The sequence below is a fragment of the Pseudoalteromonas sp. GutCa3 genome (assembly GCF_002836155.1).
GTDB lineage: Bacteria > Pseudomonadota > Gammaproteobacteria > Enterobacterales > Alteromonadaceae > Pseudoalteromonas > Pseudoalteromonas arctica.
On record NZ_PJBK01000056.1, the window covers coordinates 31993 to 50600 of the forward strand.

Here is an 18608-nt window from a genome sequence, read left to right on the forward strand (position 1 = left end):
TTTTGCTCAAGGTGAGATCAGCATGTCACAACAATTAAAAATTATTGTCGGTTCTAAAAATCCTGTAAAAATAAATGCCGCTAAACATATTTTTACTATGTATTTTCCAGAATGTATCATTGACTGTGAAGGTGTGAATGCTCCCTCAGGCGTGCCCGATCAGCCTATTGGCGAAGACGAAACACGTATTGGCGCGCAAAACCGTGTTAATTATTGCAAAAAGCACCACCAAGCTCACTATTACGTTGCAATGGAAGGCGGTGCAGAGCAATTTAGCTATGGTGCAGCAACCTTTGCTTACGTTGTTATTGATAATGCCTTAAATCAAGTTGTAGGGCGTAGCAGCAACCTTCCTCTACCCCAAGTACTTTATAATGCATTACTTAAAGGTGAAGAACTTGGCGATGTAATGGACAAAGCATTTAATACCACCAACGTTAAACAAAAAGGTGGCGCTATTGGTCTACTTACCAACAATCATGCCACGCGCGAAAGTACCTATACACAAGCACTCACTTTAGCTATGGCGCCTTTTTTACACCCTGAGCTATACGGCCAAACAAATTAATTTAGGAAGTTTAATGAAGTACAACTATGTATTGTTTGATGCAGACGAAACCTTATTTAGGTTTGATATTTTAGCGGGCATGACTCGCATGTTTAAAGCTTACAACGTAGATTTTAGCCAAGACGATTATATTCATTATCAAAAAACCAATAAGCAGCTGTGGGTTGATTATCAAAATGGCACTATTAGCGCAGATTACTTACAAGTAACACGCTTTAATGAGTGGGCTTCAAAACTTAATGTGCCAGCAAAAGAGCTAAACGATGCTTTTTTAGATTCTATGGCGCAAATTTGCGAGCCATTACCTGGTGCTATTGAGCTTTTAAATAAACTTAAGCCAAATGCTAGATTAGGTATTATTACTAACGGATTTGCCCGCTTACAAACCGTACGCCTTGAGCATACTGGCTTAAAAGATATGTTTGAATGGTTAGTTATATCTGAACTTGTAGGTATAGCAAAACCGAATAAAGCGATTTTCGAGCACACATTTGAGCTAATGGGTAACCCAGATAAAAGCGAGATACTTATGGTGGGTGATACTGCTGCAAGTGACATACTTGGCGGCAACAATACAGGTATTGATACTTGTTGGTTACAACACCCTGGTGAACAATTAGCCGACGGAATAAAGCCAACCTATACAGTAGCTAGTTTAAATCAGTTACAAGCTCTTTTAGAGTTATAATAAAGTATAGAGCTATTAAATTTCACGCAAAAAAAATGACGCTAATTAGCGTCATTTTTTATAACTGTTTTTCGAGCTGCTCTTTCGCTGCTTTTAGGCTGGAGCTAACTCAAGACCGGGTGCAGGCATCGTCACAGGCGTTTCAAATGTTGCCCACTCCCATGCTGACTCTGTAGCCATAATTTTACGAAGTAATTTATTATTTAAATCATGACCCGATTTAAATGCAGTTACTTTACCTAAAAGATTATGGCCTGTCATAAACATGTCACCAACACAGTCTAATATCTTGTGCTTAACAAACTCGTCGCTATAACGTAAACCGTTAGGATTTAAAACTTTGAACTCATCAAGTACCACAGCACTATCCATGCTACCACCTAGCGCTAGGTTGTTTGCATGCATGTATTCAATATCTTTCATAAATCCAAAAGTACGCGCACGGCTAATTTCTTCAATAAAGCTTTGCGTTGTTATATCCAACCCAATACGTTGACGACTTTCATTGATAGCTGGGTGGTTAAATGCAATCTCAAAGTCGATATGAAAACCATCATATGGTTCAACTTCAGCCCACTTATCACCTTCTTCAATGCGTACTTTTTCTTTAATACGGACAAAGCGTTTAGCAACGTTTTGCTCTTCAATTCCGCCTTTTTGTAACAGATATATGAATGGTAATGCACTACCATCCATAATCGGCACTTCTGAGCTATCTAATTCTACAATTAGATTATCAATTCCCATTGCAGCAACGGCTGCAATAAGATGCTCAGTAGTCGATAAGCGAACACCATCTTTGTTAATTAAACAGGTACACAACTGCGTATCACCAACGGCTTCAGGTGTTGTTTCAAAATCAACAACCGGATCAAGGTCGACACGACGAAATACAATCCCAGTATTTGCGCTCGCAGGTCGGAGAGTTATTGTGACCTTCTCACCTTTATGAAGTCCAATTCCTATGGCTTTGACTACTTCTGCAATCGTACGCTGTTTAATCATAGGTATGCTCACTTTTAAATCAGTTACAGTTATATGGCGGATTTTAACATAAATCCTTTTGCCTTTCAATATTTGTACATATTTCAAACAAAAGTATTATTAAATGTTAATCAGCCTGCTTACGTAAAAAAGCGGGGATATCAAAATAATCACCACCTTCTGATTTATCCGCTTTTTTACTGTTTTGTGCTGAAGAGCTTGATGCACTGTTTGAACTAGTTGTAGGCGCTTTTTCTTTGCTTTGCGTTTGCGCTTTAGCAGTGTTTTCTTCAGTGTTTGTATCTTGGCTTGCAAAGCTTGGTACGTACATACTGCTCGTTTGGTTTGATGTGCTTGCAACATCAGAACCTGATGCTTTTTTAAAGCCGTTATCAACAATACCAAACTGTGGACGACGATCGCCGCCTAAGCCAGTTGCAACAACCGTTACACGTAGCTCATCAGTCATTTCTGGGTCGATTACCGCACCAACAACAACCGTTGCGTTTTCTGACGCAAGTGCTTTAACGTGATTACCAACAATTTCAAATTCTTCAATCGCAATGTCCATACCTGCGGTGATATTAACTAAGATACCTTTAGCACCTGTTAAATCAACGTCTTCTAGTAGTGGGCTTGAGATAGCGGCTTCTGCTGCTTCTTGTGCACGATCAGGACCTGACGCAGACGCCGTTCCCATCATTGCAGTACCCATTGCAGACATTACAGTTCTAACATCGGCGAAATCCACGTTAATTAAACCAGAACGTGTAATTAGCTCTGCTATACCTTGTACCGCACCAAATAATACGTCATTAGCTTTAGCGAAGGCATCTAGAAGTGTAGTCCCTTTTCCTAAAACTTTAAGCAATTTATTGTTCGGAATTGTAATAAGTGAATCTACAATTTCTGACAATTCATTAATGCCTTGTTCAGCGGCTGCTGCACGTTTTTTACCTTCAAAATCAAAAGGACGTGTTACAACTGCAACGGTTAAAATACCGAGTTCTTTAGCAATTTTAGCAACTACTGGTGCTGCACCAGTACCTGTACCACCGCCCATACCGGCTGCAATAAATACCATATCGGCGCCTTCAAGACTGGCACGAATTGTATCTGCATCTTCTTCAGCCGACTTACGGCCTACTTCAGGGTTTGCGCCCGCACCCAACCCAGAGGTTATTTGCGTGCCTAGCTGAACTGTAATATCGGCAGCAGAGTTACGTAATGCTTGCGCATCCGTATTGGCGGCTATAAAACGCACGCCTTCTATTTGTTGTTTAACCATGTGCTCAACAGCGTTACCGCCACCACCGCCCACGCCGATTACTTTTATTACAGCTTCTTCGCTGTGTTGTTCCATTATATCAAACATGTTTACTCTCCGACTTGAGTCTTAAAACTCGCCTTGGAACCATTTAGTAATGCGGTTCCACCAATTATTGTTATCCTCTGCTTTCGACTTTTGTGCATTCATCGATTGCATGGTACGCCCGTATTGTAACAAACCAACAGCGGTTGCGTACGAAGGATCATCTACATAGTCTGTCAAACCAACCATCCCGATTGGTTTGCCTATTCTTACTGGCATTTGGAAGATATCTTCTGCCACTTCCATCGCGCCAGTCATTTTAGCAGTTCCGCCTGTAATAACGAGACCTGCCGCAATTTGGTCTTCTAAGCCTGAACGACGAATTTCTTCCATCGCAAGCTCAAATAATTCTCTAAAACGAGGCTCTACCACCTCAGATAATGTATGGCGCGACATTAACCTTGCTGGTCGTCCGCCTACACTTGGTACTTCAATTGTGTCTTCGCTACTTGCCATTTGGCTACTAGCACATGCGTATTGTACTTTGAGTGACTCGGCATGTGATATAGGTGTGCGAAATATTTTTGCAATATCACCAGTAACTTGGTTACCCGCCACTGGAATAACCGCAGAGTGACGAAGTGCGCCATTAATATAAATGGTGATATCCATAGTGCCGCCACCAATATCAAGTACTGCAACACCTAGCTCTTTTTCGTCATCTGTTAGTACAGAATAACATGACGCTAATGCAGTAAAGATAAGTTGATCGACTTCAAGACCACAGCGCTCTACGCATTTCTCGATATTTTTTGCCATATCGTTTGAGCACGTAATAATGTGTGCACGCGCTTCCATACGAACACCACTCATACCAAGTGGGTTTTTAATGCCCTCTTGCATGTCGATACTGTATTCTTGTGGCAATGCATGCAGCATTTTACGTTCTGCCGAAATAGGCACAGAACGCGCAATATGAATTACATTTTCAATGTCTTCGTCAGTGACTTCAGTGTTATTAATTGCCACCACGCCACTTTCATTTTGACACTGTATATGTTTGCCAGAAATACCCAAATACACAGAGCTAATACGACAATCAGCCATTAACTCGGCTTCGTCTATTGCTCGGCGAATAGACTCAGACACTAAGTTTAAATCGTTAACGCCGCCTTTATCCATACCATGAGATACTTGGCTGCCCACACCAACAATGCTGAGCTTGTTATCTGCGGTGATTTCACCTACCGTGGCAACCACTTTCGAGGTGCCAACGTCTAACCCTATTACTAGGTTTCTTTCTGCTGACTTAGTCATGCCTTACTCTTATTTTGTAATTGTTCTTCTTGCACTGGCTTAAAGCTGACTGCAAGGCCGGTATCATACCGTAAATCTATTGTATCTACTTGTGCATCTGCACGTTGTTCCATTCGTGGATAAACGTCTATAAAACGTTGTACACGCTTGGCTTTATCTTTACGTCCTAAATTTAAACGTATTCCGTTATCTAACCATAGTTGCCACGAAAAGCGCTCCGACAATGCCAAACTTGTTAACGTTAAGCCGTTAACTTTTAGCATTTCATCAAATTGCTTAAAAGCAATCCACGCTTCTTCTTCGCTGCCTTCTGGGCCGTATAACTGCGGTAAGTCATCATCTAACTTATCGCTGCTGGCTTGAAATGCCTGACCACTTTGGTTGAGCAATAAGTCGCTATTCCAATGTGCTACTACTTCATGTTCAACAACATATACTTGTATAGTATCAGGCCATTGTTTACGCACCGAAGCGGTAGCAACCCAGGGTAAGTCTTGAACTAGCTGCTGCACATGCTTAACATCAAGTTCAAAAAAACTACTTAAATCGGCTTTTTTAATCGCTTTTATAATTGCCGTTTCATCTGTGTATTTAGGCTGCCCTTGCACTGTAAGGTGCTTAATTTGAGCATCTTTGTTTTCAACTAACCAATCCGATACACCTGTTGTAATTTGCACTAAGCCAATTACAACTATCAGAAAAAAGCTCACACCAAAAATCAGAGACCAATTAAGTTTCAGTTTGATTTCCTGAGCTTTTTCTAAAAGGGGATGCATATTAAAGCGTTTGCTCTAAAATGCGAACAACTAATTGTTCAAAAGTTGCCCCATTCGCTTTTGCCGCCATTGGCACTAACGACTTTTCAGTCATGCCTGGTACTGTATTTACTTCAAGGAGATAAAAGTTACCTTGCTCGTCTTGCATCGCATCAACACGGCCCCAACCACTTGCGCCCACTAAATCAAATGCATCTAGCGATATAGCTTGTAAGTACTTAGTATCTTGCTCTGATAAATCGGCAGGGCAATGATACTGCGTTGTATTTGATTGATACTTAGCTTGGTAATCGTAAAAACCATTAGGTGTCGTCATCTCAATGACTGGTTGTACTTCATCGCCAAGCACTGTAACTGTGAATTCACGTCCCGTGATCCACTGCTCTATAAGCACTTGATTATCAAACTTAAATGCATTAGCTAGTGCGTCTTCAAGTTCTTGTGCTGTACTTGCTTGCGCCATACCGATGCTTGAGCCTTCGTGCGATGGCTTAACCATTACCTTTTTAAACTCACCCATAATAGCTGCAGCATCAAAGCCTTTTTTAGCGTCAACTACGGTATAAGGTGCAGTGCTTAAACCCGCTGATTTAAATAAGTGCTTACAACGTACTTTATCCATAGCAAGTGCTGAACCCAGTACATTACTGCCCGTGTAAGGCAGGTTCATAAATTCAAGCGCACCTTGTACAGTTCCGTCTTCGCCACCACGACCATGCAAAGCAATAAAAACGCGCTCTACATTTAATTCTTTTAACTCCCACAAAGAACGACTTTGCGGGTCAAATGCAATTGCATCAATGCCACTAGTTTGCAGCGCATTTAAAACAGCCTGACCCGATCGTAAAGACACTTCACGTTCTGCTGAGTTACCACCTAGCAGTACCGCTACTTTACCAAATTGTGTGTTTACCTGAGTCATACTTCACCTTGCTTAAGTTTTTCTATCGACATACCCGTCGCAGCTAATGTTTTAACTAACTGACCTATATTACCAGCGCCTTGGGTTAATACTAAATCATTATTTTGTAAATTTGCGGCCAAAACGCCTGCAAGCTCTGCATTTGTTGCTACATGCAGCGGCTCTTTGCCACGTTGACGAAGGCTACGGCATAAGCTTTTGCTGTCTGCGCCAACAATAGGATCTTCACCAGCGCTATACACATCAAGCAGTAGCAACTGATCTACATCAGCAAGTACTTTTACAAAATCTTCGTATAAGTCGCGTGTACGGGAAAATCTATGAGGTTGATATACCATTACTAAACGCTTATCAGGCCAACCTTCACGTACTGCTGCAATTGTTGCTGCAACTTCTGAAGGATGATGCCCGTAATCATCAACTAACATCACATTGCCACGCTCGTTTTCAAATTCACCATAGTGTTGAAAACGACGACCAATACCTTCAAACTTCTGCAGCGCTTCTAAAATTGCATGGTTCGCAATGTTTTGATCTTTTGCCACAGCAATTGCAGCGGTTGCATTAAGTGCGTTATGTCTACCTGGCATATTCAACGTGGCAGTTAAACACTCACCTTGCTTGTTAGTTACTGTAAATGTGCATGTATTAGCTGATTGGCTAAAATCGCTCATGCGATAATCAGCATCCTTCGATTCGCCATACGTGATAACTGGGCGACCAAAACGCGGGATAAGTTCAGCAGCAACTTCAGAATCAATACATACAACAGCTAAGCCATAAAACGGCAAGTTATGAATGAAATCGACATACGTGTCTTTCATTTTTTCAAGACTGCCGCCATAAGTATCCATGTGATCTTCTTCAATATTTGTGATCACCGATACCATTGGCTGTAAGTGTAAAAACGACGCATCGCTTTCATCAGCTTCTGCAATTAAAAAATCACTTTTGCCTACTTTTGCGTTACTACCTGCGCTATTTAACAAGCCACCAATAATAAAGGTTGGATCAAGCCCTGCTTGTCCATAAATACTCGCAATTAAGCTTGTTGTCGTTGTTTTACCATGCGTACCCGCAATTGCTATACCGTGGCGAAAACGCATTAATTCAGCCAACATTTCTGCGCGGCGAACAACAGGAACTCTTGCGGCTTTAGCTGCAATAATTTCAGGATTTGTTTCATCAATCGCACTTGAAACAACGACTACATTGGCATCTTTCACGTTATTTTCATGATGGCCAATAAATACTTCTGCACCGGCTTTAATTAAACGATCTGTCATAGCGCTATGGGCAATGTCAGAACCTGTAATACGGTAGCCTTCAAAAGCGAGTACTTCAGCAATACCGCCCATACCTGCTCCACCAATACCAATAAAGTGAATGGTTTCTATTCGGCGCATTGCAGGGCGTGTGTGTTTTTCTTGTACTGACGTTTCTTTCACTTATTTTCTCTTATTTGTTACTTGCTCACAGTGCGTTGCTACGCTTGCTGTGGCATCTAAAATGGCTTGTTTTTTTGCATTTGTAGCCATTTCAGTTATTAATGAAGGTTGGGCTAAATACGGGCTTAGTAGTTCAACAATTGATTGTTTATTAAACTGCCCTTGTGGCATTAATAATGCGCCATTAGCCATCACTAAATATTGTGCGTTCGCTGTTTGATGGTCATCCACAGCATGTGGAAACGGAACAAAAACGGCCATTTTACCTGCCGCTGCAATTTCGCTAACAGTTAACGCACCAGCACGACAAACAACAATGTCAGCCCAGCTATAGGCTGCGTCCATATCATCAATAAATTCAGCTATTTTTGTATTACTACCTGCAAAAGCATGCATTTTATAAGCTGCTTCTACGGTAGTTAAATGACCCTTACCTGTTTGATGCCATACACTTATTGGAGCTGTATTATTTAGTACTTTAAACGCTTCTGGTAATGTTTGATTAAGCACTTGTGCACCAAGCGAGCCACCTACCACTAAAATATTAATAGGGCTTGATACATCGCGTTTGGCTATATTCATCACGCTTTGGCGAACTGGGTTACCTACTAGCTCGGCTTGACCCTGTGCAAAAGCACTTGGAAATGCAGCTAATACCCGTGTAGCCACCTTAGCTAGCAGTTTATTACTCATACCCGCTACAGCGTTTTGCTCGTGAATAACCAGCGGAATACCTAAACTTTTTGCGGCAATTCCCGTTGGCCCCGTAACATAACCGCCCATTGCAAGTACTACATCAGGACGCTGTTCTTTCAATACCTTACGCGCCTGTAATACTGCATTAATTACCATGAATGGGGCTTTAATAAGACGCTTTAATCCGTTACCACGAACACCTTTAACGTTAATAAAATCAATATCTATATTGTGCTTAGGTACAACGCTCGCTTCCATTCGATCTGGTGTGCCGATCCAGCTAACTTGCCAGCCCTGCTGTTTTAAATAATCGGCTACTGCAATACCGGGAAAAATGTGTCCGCCAGTTCCACCAGCCACAACTACTAATTTTTTACTCATCGCTTACCTCCGCGTGAGGTGGCTTGTTTGGTTGCCATTTTGGTTTCAAAATCTACGCGTAATAAAATACCCGTGGCAATCGTCATAATTAATAAGCTTGAGCCGCCATAAGAAATAAACGGCAGGGTTAAACCCTTCGTCGGTAAAATACCCGCGCTCGCACCTACATTCACCATGGTTTGAAATGCAAACCAAATACCAATGGCAAATGAAAAGTAGCCTTCGTATTCCTTGCCGCACTTAAGCGCTTGTTGGCCTATTAATAAGGCTCTAAATACTAAAGTAGCTAATACAGTTAAAATACTTACAACGCCTATTAAGCCAAGTTCTTCACCTATAACGGCAAAAATAAAATCGTTATGTGCTTCAGGTAAATATTGTAGCTTTTGTACACTGTTACCTAAGCCTTGGCCAAACCAACCCCCCTGGCTATATGCCATTAGCGATTGCACCAACTGATAACCCTTTCCAAAAGGATCATCCCAAGGGTCTAAAAAGCCTACAACACGCGCCATACGATATGGTTCAACAATAATAAGTAATACAACCAGACCAACGCCCGTTAAAATAAGTACAAAAAACTGCCATAACTTAGCACCAGCTAAAAACAATAAACCAACCGTTGTTACAAACATAACAACCACTGTGCCTAAATCTGGCTGCAGCAGAATAAGCAGTGCATACACTGCAAATACAGCAATTGGCTTTGCAAAGCCTTTAATATTTTCTTGTACTTCTTCGCGTTTTCTTACCAAATAACCCGCAATATAACTAAAAAAGTACAACTTAGCGGCCTCAGCCACCTGAAAACCAACAGGTCCAATAGGTATCCATCGTTTAGCGCCGTTTACTTCGCGCCCAATAATCAATACCGCTATTAATAGCACCATACCTAGTATTAATAGATAAGGGTTTGATCGTTTCCACCACTCCATTGGCACACAAACGCTTATCCAAAAAAGCACAAACGCCATTGCCAAAAACATGCTGTGGCGAATGGTAATATGGTACGGGTCATCAAATAACCGCTCTGCGGTAGGCATTGATGCGCTGGTCACCATGATAAAACCAACACCAATGAGCATTATTACGCAGTACAATAGCGGTACATCGTATAACTGCGCCGAAGGCTTAGGTGTTAATGCGTCTCTTATATCGGCAAAAGCAATCATAACGCCTCTGCCATTACACACTGAACAAAGTCATCACCGCGTTGCATATAATTGTTATACATATCAATGCTGGCACATGCGGGTGCTAATAAAACAATATTGCCTGCACTACTAAGTACTTTGGCCAAAGTAACGGCTTCTTCCATATTGTTAGTTAAATAACTCTTATTGGTAATCGCAGCTAAGTCACTTGCATCTTTACCAAAACAAATTAATGCTTTTACATGCTGTTCTATGTAAGGTTTAAGCGCATTTAAATCAGCGCCTTTGGCATCGCCACCAGCAATAACAATCAGATTTTCACCGTCACTAGCTAAACTATCTATTGCAGCAATGGTCGCTCCAACATTAGTTGCCTTTGAATCGTTAAAATACTTTACACCGTTAAGCTCAGCTACAAATTGGCAGCGATGAGCCAACCCATTAAATTGACCTAATGCATTTTTATATTGCTCTTTGCTTACTTCAAACGGACTTAAGAGCGCCATTACTGCAAGCGTATTTAAATAATTGTGCTTACCCACTACCGCAAGTGTATCAACAGGTAAAAAGGCATCGCCTTTAACCATAAAGTGAGTTTCGCCATTGTGCTGCGCTAAATGGTAATCACCTTGTTGAGCACCAAAGCTAATTAGAGGAGCCGTACCACGCTCAACAGGATGTGTTTGACTATCGTCTGCATTGACAACAATAAGCTCTGCAAAATTATAAATACTTAGCTTTGAGTCTATATAAGCTTGGTAACTGTCGTAGCGGTCAAGATGATCTTCAGACACATTTAATACCGTTGCACTTACTGGTTTTAAACTCGTTGTGGTATCTAACTGAAAACTCGATAACTCAAGCACATACACATCAAAATCATCATTGAGTAAATCAAGTACCGCTGTGCCAATATTCCCACCCAAAGCAACTTTATAGCCGGCTTCTTTTAACACCTCATAAGCGAGCGTCACCACGGTTGATTTACCGTTAGAGCCCGTTACTGCAACAACAGGTTTTGTATTAATGCGTGCAAATAACTCAACGTCGCCAATCACTTCAACACCTGCGTTAATTACATCTGCAACAGCTGGTATTTTTAAGCTAAGCCCAGGGCTTATAATAATCATATCGCTTGAACAAAGCTCTGCGTCATCCAACTTACCGAAGTGGGTATCTAGAGTTGGCGCGTGCTCTTTTAACCAATCAATCCCCGGCGGGGTTACTCGGCTATCAACGACCTTTGGTGTGAGGCCATGAGATAATAGAAAACGCACAATGCCCAGACCGGTTACACCGAGTCCGAGCACTGTTATTTGTTTGTTTTTTATCTCGTTTAAATACTGCATTTATCGAATCTTTAAAGTAGCTAAGCCAGCAAGCACTAGCACAACAGAAATAATCCAAAAGCGCACAATAACGCGAGGCTCTGGCCAACCTTTTAATTCATAATGATGATGAATCGGCGCCATTCTAAAAATGCGTTGTCCGCGTAATTTATACGACCCCACTTGTAATATTACCGATAGCGCTTCCATTACAAATACACCGCCCATAATAATAAGCAGTAACTCTTGGCGTACTAAAACAGCAATAATACCTAATGCGCCACCAAGTGCTAATGAACCCACATCGCCCATAAATACTTGTGCTGGGTAAGTGTTAAACCATAAAAAGCCAAGCCCTGCGCCCACAATGGCAGTACATACAACCACAAGCTCACTCGCCAGCGGTAAATGTGGAATATGTAAGTAAGCCGAAAAGTTAATATTACCTGTTAAGTAAGCAATAATTGCCAATGCCGAAGCCACTAAAATAATTGGCACAATCGCCAAGCCATCTAAACCATCGGTCAGGTTTACCGCGTTTGATGTACCTACTATGGCAAAATACGTAAGCACGATATAAAACAAACCTAATTGCGGTAATACGTCTTTAAAAAATGGAACAACAAGTGATGTTTCAGATGCTTGTGCACTGGTAAAATACAAAGCAGTAGCTACAACTAATGCAATGACCGACTGCCAAAAGTACTTCCACTTAGCAATTAAGCCTTTTGGATCTTTACGAATAACTTTACGGTAATCATCAACAAAGCCAACAATACCTAATGAGCCAATTACAAATAGTGTTGCCCATACGTATTTATTTGATAAATCGGCCCAAAGTAGCGTGCTGGTAAAAATAGCCGCTAAAATAAGTAAGCCACCCATAGTCGGCGTACCCGACTTAGATAAATGCGATTGCGGACCGTCGTCTCGAACTGTTTGGCCTATTTGCATACGTTGCAAACCACGAATTAACTTAGGTCCTAAATAAAGAGACATAATTAGCGCAGTTAAAATACCTAAAATGGCACGTAGCGTTAAATACGAAAAAACATGAAAACCACTAAAATACTGTGTTAAATACTCTGCCAGCCAAACTAACATTATGATACTCCATTGATGGCTTGTTGCTGGCCATTAACTAAATCGGTTACTAATAATTCCATGCGAGAACTGCGCGATCCTTTCACTACTATTGTTGTTTTAGTATTCACTTTATTAATACTTTCTTGAATTTTTTGCTGCATCTGTTCGCGGCTCGAAAAGTGGCGATTAGGTAGTTCAAACACATCACTTGCGTATTTACTTAATACACCTAATGTAAATAACTCATCAATCCTTTGTTCAAGTGCATACTCGCCAACTTCTTGATGGTACTTACGTGCATCTTCACCTAGCTCACCCATGTCTCCCAGCGCTAAAATGCGGTGACCTTGCATATCACTTAACAAGTCAATCGCAGCCTTTACCGACTTAACATTGGCATTATAGGTATCATCAACCACGGTGAGTAAATCAGACACTTCAATTAAATTAACGCGCCCTTTTACATCAGCCATTGTGGCAAGTGCATTGGCTATTTCTTCAAGGGTTACGTTAAATTCACTGGTCAGTGCAGCAGCGATAAGTGCATTACTAATATTGTGCTTACCCGGAAGTGCCAAAGTAACAGGTACTTGCTTGTTTTTAGTGCAAAGCGTAAAGCTTGCACGCGCATTGGCATCAAGTGTTATATCTTCTGCCCAAATATCGAGTTTTTCGGTTGTAGAAAAACGTTTAACATTACGCCCTTCAAGCTTATCTAACCAATATTGGCTAAATTCACTATCGCAGTTAACAATTGCAACGCCGTCATCTTTAAGGCCATCAAAAATCTCACCTTTAGCTTTTGCGACGCCCATTAAACTACCAAAACCTTCTAAGTGGGCTGCTGCAACATTACATACAACGGCTACATCTGGTTTTGTCATTGCAGTAGTGTAAGCAATTTCACCTAAGTGATTTGCACCTAGTTCAATAACCGCAAAACGATGTTGAGGCTCTAAGCGCAATAACGTAAGTGGGACGCCAATATCGTTATTAAAATTACCTTTAGTAGCTAATACATCACCGTGAACCGACAAAATTGCCGCACACATTTCTTTTACGGTGGTTTTGCCTACACTACCTGTAATTGCAATTGTTTTAGGCGCCACTTGGGCCATAACAGCGGTGCCAATTGCACCTAGTGCAATACGTGTATCGCTTACTATAAATTGTGGAATATCTACATCAACGTTGTGCTGAACAATAACGCCAATAGCGCCTTTTTGTTTAGCCTCAGCTATAAATTTATGCCCATCAAAATTTGGCCCTTTCAGTGCTAAAAACACTTCGCCATCGCACACTGTACGAGTATCAGTATTTATATTAAGTACGTGTTGATTATCACCTTGATAATCGGTTGTTAGCACATTAGCTAACCAATCAAAATCCATTGGGATCATTGTGTTATCCCTCTTACTGCTTTTTTTAGTTGTTCTTGTACATACCGGCGATCGCAAAAGTCGATTCGCTTATCGCCTATAATTTGATAATCTTCGTGGCCTTTACCTGCAATCAAAATAACGTCATCAGCTGTAGCATTTTCTATAGCAAAACGAATTGCAGTTGCTCTATCAGCCTCTAAATGTGCATTTTGAGGATGGGTTAAACCGCCTGCTACATCTGCAATAATGTCATCAGGGTTTTCTGAGCGAGGGTTATCACTGGTAATAATAACTTTATTAGCGTTTTGCTCTGCAGCTTGCGCCATCAATGCACGCTTACCTTTATCTCTGTCGCCACCGCAACCAAATACACAACTTACACCACCTGGCACATGCAGCTGTAATGCTTGTAATGCAAGTGCAAGTGCATCGGGTGTATGTGCGTAATCAACAACACACGTCGGCATGCCTGCTTGGCTAAATGCTTGCATTCGCCCAGCTACTGGCTGTAACTGCGCACAACCTGAAACTAATTGCTCAAGCGGATAACCAAGCCCTAGTAATGTAGCGATCGCGGCCGTTAAGTTATATAAATTAAATTCGCCAAACAGAGGCGATTTAATCGACATAACACCCCAACTAGTCGATAACTGCGCCGAAATACCTTCACTTGAATATTCAACATCAGAAAAATAAACGTACTGAGCATTCTTAGGGGCTAAGTTTTTGCGGCCATAACAGATTAGGTTATTAAAATCATACTTTTCAAGCCATTGCTCAGCTTGAGAATCATCTTGATTAAGCACTACAACTTGCGGCTCAAAATCACGGAAAAGCATTAGTTTCGCATCACCGTAACTTGCCATATCAACATGGTAATCTAAGTGATCGCGCGAAAGATTAGTAAACACAGCCGCTTTAAACGCGCATTTAGCAACACGCTGCTGCACTAATCCATGAGATGACACTTCCATGGCTACCAGCTTTTTATGCTGCGAATTTAAATCGCTCAAAATATGCTGCAAATCAACCGTTGAAGGTGTGGTATTAATCAGTGGAATTAAGTTATCAGGATGACCATAACCCAAAGTGCCAATAATAGCCGAATCAGTACTGCAAAATTGCGCTAAGTGGGCAATCATTGCTGTGGTTGTCGATTTACCGTTTGTACCTGTCACACCAATTAAATCAAGAGCCTGACTTGGCTGGCTATAAAAGCGACTTGCTAATTCTGGAAGCTTTTTATCAAGCTCCGAAACTAAATATAGTGGCTCAAAACTTGTTTCAAATTCACATAATCTGTCAGCAATAATAGCTGTTGCGCCATTTTCAATTGCTTTATTAATAAATTGACCGCCATCAAGTGCATGGCCTTTAATAGCAACAAATACATCACCTGGCGTTACTTCACGGCTATCAAGGCGTAAATGTTTTACCAGTTGCGAGGGCGCATCTATTTCGATGTATTTTAAAATATCCTTTAAATCACGCATCGTTATCTTTACCTTGTACGTACGCAACCTCTTCCTTGTCAGGCGCTACGTTTAATATTCTTAATGCGTTAGAGATGATTTCTGCAAATGCAGGGCCAGCGGTGGCACCTCCATAGTACACATCACCACCTGGTTCATTAATCATAACTACCACGGCTAAACGAGGATTACTTGCCGGCGCTACACCTGCAAAATAACCTACATATTCATCACCATAACCACCTGCTACGGCTTTTTTAGATGTACCTGTTTTACCAGCTGCACGATACCCATCAACTTTTATGTTGCGAGCAGTACCGTCTTTTTCAAATACACTTTCCATCATGTGCACTACGGCTTCTACGTCTTTTTGTTTAAAAATACGTTCGCCTTCAGGTATATTGTCTTGCTTTAAAATAGTCAGTGGTCGATTAACTCCACCAGCGCCTAACATGGTATAAAAGCGCGCCATTTGCGCAGTACTTACCGAAATCGCATAACCAAATGATAAAGTGGCAATTTCAAAGTCAGACCAACGACGATTTGGATAAAACAAACCGCTACTTTCACCGACCATTCCAGTACCTGTATCACTACCAAAGCCTACTTTTTGGTATAAACCAACAAGGTAATCTTTAGGCACTAACTGAGTAACCTTCGCAACTCCCATGTTTGAGGAGTACTTTAGTATTTCGCGCAGTGTTAGTTCGCCGTGATTACGAGTATCTCTAACTAAACTACCACCTAAACGCATCCAACCTGGGTAGGTATCAATCGTGTCATCTGCCTGAATCGCGCCGTAGTCTAGCCCAGCCAAAATGGCTAGAGGCTTAACAGTTGAGCCTGGTTCAAACAAATCTGTAATTGCGCGGTTACGACGTTTATGAGGTGCAGCATCGCTTAAGTTGTTTGGATTAAATGAAGGGCTATTTACCATTGCCAGTACTTCACCGGTTTTAACATCAACTACCATAGCTGAGCCCGATGTGGCTTTATAAGTCAGTACAGCTGATTTTACGGCCTTGTACGCAATAGCTTGAATTCGTTGATCAATACTTAGTTCTATACTTTCTGGCTCTACACGTTCACGTTCGTCAAGTACTTCTACCTCACGCCCTTGTGCGTCTTTACGAATAGTACGGCGGCCTTCCTCGCCCGTTAAAGCGTTTTCGTATAGCTTTTCAATGCCTTCAATGCCTTTGCCATCGATATTGGTAAAACCAATAACATGCGCGGTAACCTCACCGGCGGGGTAATAGCGTTTAGATTCATCTAGTAAATGAATACCAGGGAGGCGTAAATCACCAATATAATTTGCTACAGCAGGAGTAACTTGGCGCTTTAAATAAACAAAGCGACGCGAGGGATCGTTTAATAGTCGAGAGTTAATCTTCTTAGGATCAATGCGCAGCACATCTGCAAGCTCGCGCCAGCGTAAATCGTTTTTATAATAAAGTGCAGTACGCTTATCAAGCTCAACAGTGTTTTCAGTTAAAGATAAGTGATCTTCGCCGCTTTTGCGGGCTTGTTTAATTACTTTAGATACAAGCGATTTATGTAATGCTTTAGGATCAGCATATACACTTACCACAGGCACACTTACCGCTAATTCTTTACCATTGCGGTCAAAAATCATTCCGCGTTGCACATGCAGTTTTTCAACACGTACCGTGCGTTTATCACTTTCTGAACGTGCTTTATCGGGTTCTATTACTTGTAAATAAGCAGCGCGAGATACGAGTGTTACAAACACCATAAACACAACTGTACACACCAGCATAAAGCGCCATGTGATTAAATTAGTGACTGGTTTTTTGCCTCTATTTCTCATTGTACTATTATTACCTGCTCATCTTGACTCGTAGGTCGTTTCATTTTTAATTGTGATATAGCAACTTCTTCAATACGTGCATGTTGCGAATAAAATTCTTCTTCAACAAGTAAGTAGCGCCACTCTAAATCGAGTTCATCACGTTCTTGTAATAATTGATCTTGCTTTATAAGTTGCCCACGAGCTAAATGTGTTGTTTGCACAACAGCTAAACTAGAAGCGAATATCACAACCAACAAGGCCGAGGTTAGCTTGTTAGCACCTAGGCCTTTTAATATTTCAAAGAATAAATTGGGTTGACGATAGCTCGCTTTTTTACTCATCCCAACCTCTGTGCAATCCTAAGTACAGAACTACGAGAACGTGGATTACGTACTACTTCAACAGTACTTGGCTTAATAGCCTTACCCACTGCTTTTAACGTCAGGTTTTTATTTATTTGTGCATCAGTTAAAGGCAGACCTCTGGGTAACACTTCTCCCCTACTCTGTTTTCTAATAAACTGTTTTACAATACGATCCTCTAGTGAGTGAAACGAAATCACCACTAAACGTCCGCCTGGCTTTAGCACTTTAACTGCAGACTGTAGCGCTGTTTGAATCTCTTCAAGCTCGCTATTGATATAAATACGAATCGCCTGAAAAGTACGTGTTGCAGGGTGCTTGAACTTATCTTTTACCGGTACTGCTTCATCAACAAGGTCAGCAAGTTGCTTGGTTGTTGTGATTGGCGTGTGCTCACGAACTTCGAGTACTTTGTGTGCAATGCGTTTACCAAACTTTTCTTCGCCCAGTTTTTTAATTACGTGAGTAATATCATCTAACTCGGCTTCTGCTAACCACTGTGCAGCACTGCGACCTGTTGTTGGGTCCATGCGCATATCAAGTGGCCCATCTTTCATGAAACTAAAACCACGCGCAGCGTCATCAAGTTGTGGCGACGAGACACCAATGTCTAATAAAATGCCATCCACTTTACCAATGAGATCGTTCTGCTCTGCTACTTCGTATAAATTTGAAAAACGAGTATGTGCAATCGTAAAACGTGGATCATCAGCAAATATTTCGGCTGATTGTATCGCTTGTGGATCTTGGTCAATTGCTTGCAGGCGACCTTCATCACCTAGGCGTGCTAAAATTTGTCCAGAGTGGCCGCCACGTCCAAACGTACCATCCATGTATATACCATCTGGCTTAATTGCGAGGGCATCGATGGTTTCGTCCATTAATACGGATACGTGTTCAAATTGCGCTGTCATTAGCT

17 protein-coding genes are annotated in these 18608 nt (G+C 41.4%); 2 read left to right on the forward strand and 15 right to left on the reverse strand.

What is annotated here, in order from left to right; all coding sequences use genetic code 11:
- Nucleotides 1–22: 22 nt before the first annotated feature.
- Together yjjX and yjjG are read left to right on the forward strand one after the other, a co-directional pair.
- Nucleotides 23–568 (forward strand): inosine/xanthosine triphosphatase, encoded by a 546-nt coding sequence (gene yjjX / locus CXF64_RS09385; RefSeq protein WP_007579903.1) that lies wholly within the window; start codon nt 23–25, stop codon nt 566–568.
- A 13-nt stretch (nt 569–581) separates the two neighbouring features.
- Nucleotides 582–1256: a pyrimidine 5'-nucleotidase gene (gene yjjG / locus CXF64_RS09390; protein ID WP_101216881.1), complete on the forward strand. Its 675-nt coding sequence runs from the start codon at nt 582–584 to the stop codon at nt 1254–1256.
- Between the two features lie 93 nt (nt 1257–1349).
- Here the strand turns inward: yjjG and lpxC are convergent, their stop codons facing one another.
- The 15 genes from lpxC to rsmH form a co-directional block, all read right to left on the reverse strand.
- Complete coding sequence (lpxC, locus tag CXF64_RS09395) at nt 1350–2261, reverse strand: UDP-3-O-acyl-N-acetylglucosamine deacetylase (protein ID WP_024592892.1); 912 nt, start codon at nt 2259–2261, stop codon at nt 1350–1352.
- A 106-nt stretch (nt 2262–2367) separates the two neighbouring features.
- The gene (ftsZ, locus tag CXF64_RS09400) at nt 2368–3615 is read right to left on the reverse strand and encodes a cell division protein FtsZ (protein WP_101216882.1); all 1248 of its coding nucleotides are present in this window, start codon (nt 3613–3615) and stop codon (nt 2368–2370) included.
- A gap of 21 nt (nt 3616–3636) precedes the next feature.
- A complete protein-coding gene (ftsA, locus tag CXF64_RS09405; RefSeq protein WP_007582937.1) occupies nt 3637–4869 on the reverse strand; it encodes a cell division protein FtsA in 1233 nt (410 codons plus the stop codon).
- Entirely contained in the window at nt 4866–5645 is a 780-nt protein-coding gene (locus tag CXF64_RS09410; protein WP_007582934.1) for a cell division protein FtsQ/DivIB, read from the reverse strand. Before CXF64_RS09410 ends, ftsA begins: the two co-directional genes overlap by 4 nt.
- Nucleotide 5646: 1 nt before the next feature.
- Nucleotides 5647–6567, reverse strand: a complete 921-nt coding sequence (locus CXF64_RS09415) for a D-alanine--D-alanine ligase (RefSeq protein WP_101216883.1) — start codon at nt 6565–6567, stop codon at nt 5647–5649.
- The gene (gene murC / locus CXF64_RS09420; protein WP_002957994.1) at nt 6564–8015 is read right to left on the reverse strand and encodes a UDP-N-acetylmuramate--L-alanine ligase; all 1452 of its coding nucleotides are present in this window, start codon (nt 8013–8015) and stop codon (nt 6564–6566) included. The genes CXF64_RS09415 and murC overlap by 4 nt, the downstream gene beginning before the upstream one ends.
- Nucleotides 8016–9092, reverse strand: coding sequence for an undecaprenyldiphospho-muramoylpentapeptide beta-N-acetylglucosaminyltransferase (gene murG, locus CXF64_RS09425; RefSeq protein WP_101216884.1), 1077 nt, complete (start codon nt 9090–9092; stop codon nt 8016–8018). It abuts the gene before it with no gap.
- The gene (ftsW, locus tag CXF64_RS09430) at nt 9089–10264 is read right to left on the reverse strand and encodes a cell division protein FtsW (protein WP_007582927.1); all 1176 of its coding nucleotides are present in this window, start codon (nt 10262–10264) and stop codon (nt 9089–9091) included. Before ftsW ends, murG begins: the two co-directional genes overlap by 4 nt.
- Nucleotides 10261–11595, reverse strand: coding sequence for a UDP-N-acetylmuramoyl-L-alanine--D-glutamate ligase (murD, locus tag CXF64_RS09435; protein WP_101216885.1), 1335 nt, complete (start codon nt 11593–11595; stop codon nt 10261–10263). Before murD ends, ftsW begins: the two co-directional genes overlap by 4 nt.
- Nucleotides 11596–12678, reverse strand: coding sequence for a phospho-N-acetylmuramoyl-pentapeptide-transferase (gene mraY / locus CXF64_RS09440; protein ID WP_007582922.1), 1083 nt, complete (start codon nt 12676–12678; stop codon nt 11596–11598).
- A complete protein-coding gene (locus CXF64_RS09445; RefSeq protein ID WP_101216886.1) occupies nt 12678–14060 on the reverse strand; it encodes a UDP-N-acetylmuramoyl-tripeptide--D-alanyl-D-alanine ligase in 1383 nt (460 codons plus the stop codon). Before CXF64_RS09445 ends, mraY begins: the two co-directional genes overlap by 1 nt.
- On the reverse strand, nt 14057–15535 hold the full coding sequence (gene murE / locus CXF64_RS09450; RefSeq protein WP_101216887.1) for a UDP-N-acetylmuramoyl-L-alanyl-D-glutamate--2,6-diaminopimelate ligase: 1479 nt from the start codon (nt 15533–15535) through the stop codon (nt 14057–14059). The genes CXF64_RS09445 and murE overlap by 4 nt, the downstream gene beginning before the upstream one ends.
- Entirely contained in the window at nt 15528–17345 is a 1818-nt protein-coding gene (locus CXF64_RS09455; protein WP_010554293.1) for a peptidoglycan glycosyltransferase FtsI, read from the reverse strand. Before CXF64_RS09455 ends, murE begins: the two co-directional genes overlap by 8 nt.
- Nucleotides 17342–17668 (reverse strand): cell division protein FtsL, encoded by a 327-nt coding sequence (gene ftsL / locus CXF64_RS09460; protein WP_007582915.1) that lies wholly within the window; start codon nt 17666–17668, stop codon nt 17342–17344. The genes CXF64_RS09455 and ftsL overlap by 4 nt, the downstream gene beginning before the upstream one ends.
- Complete coding sequence (rsmH, locus tag CXF64_RS09465) at nt 17665–18603, reverse strand: 16S rRNA (cytosine(1402)-N(4))-methyltransferase RsmH (RefSeq protein WP_101216888.1); 939 nt, start codon at nt 18601–18603, stop codon at nt 17665–17667. The genes ftsL and rsmH overlap by 4 nt, the downstream gene beginning before the upstream one ends.
- Nucleotides 18604–18608 lie beyond the last annotated feature (5 nt).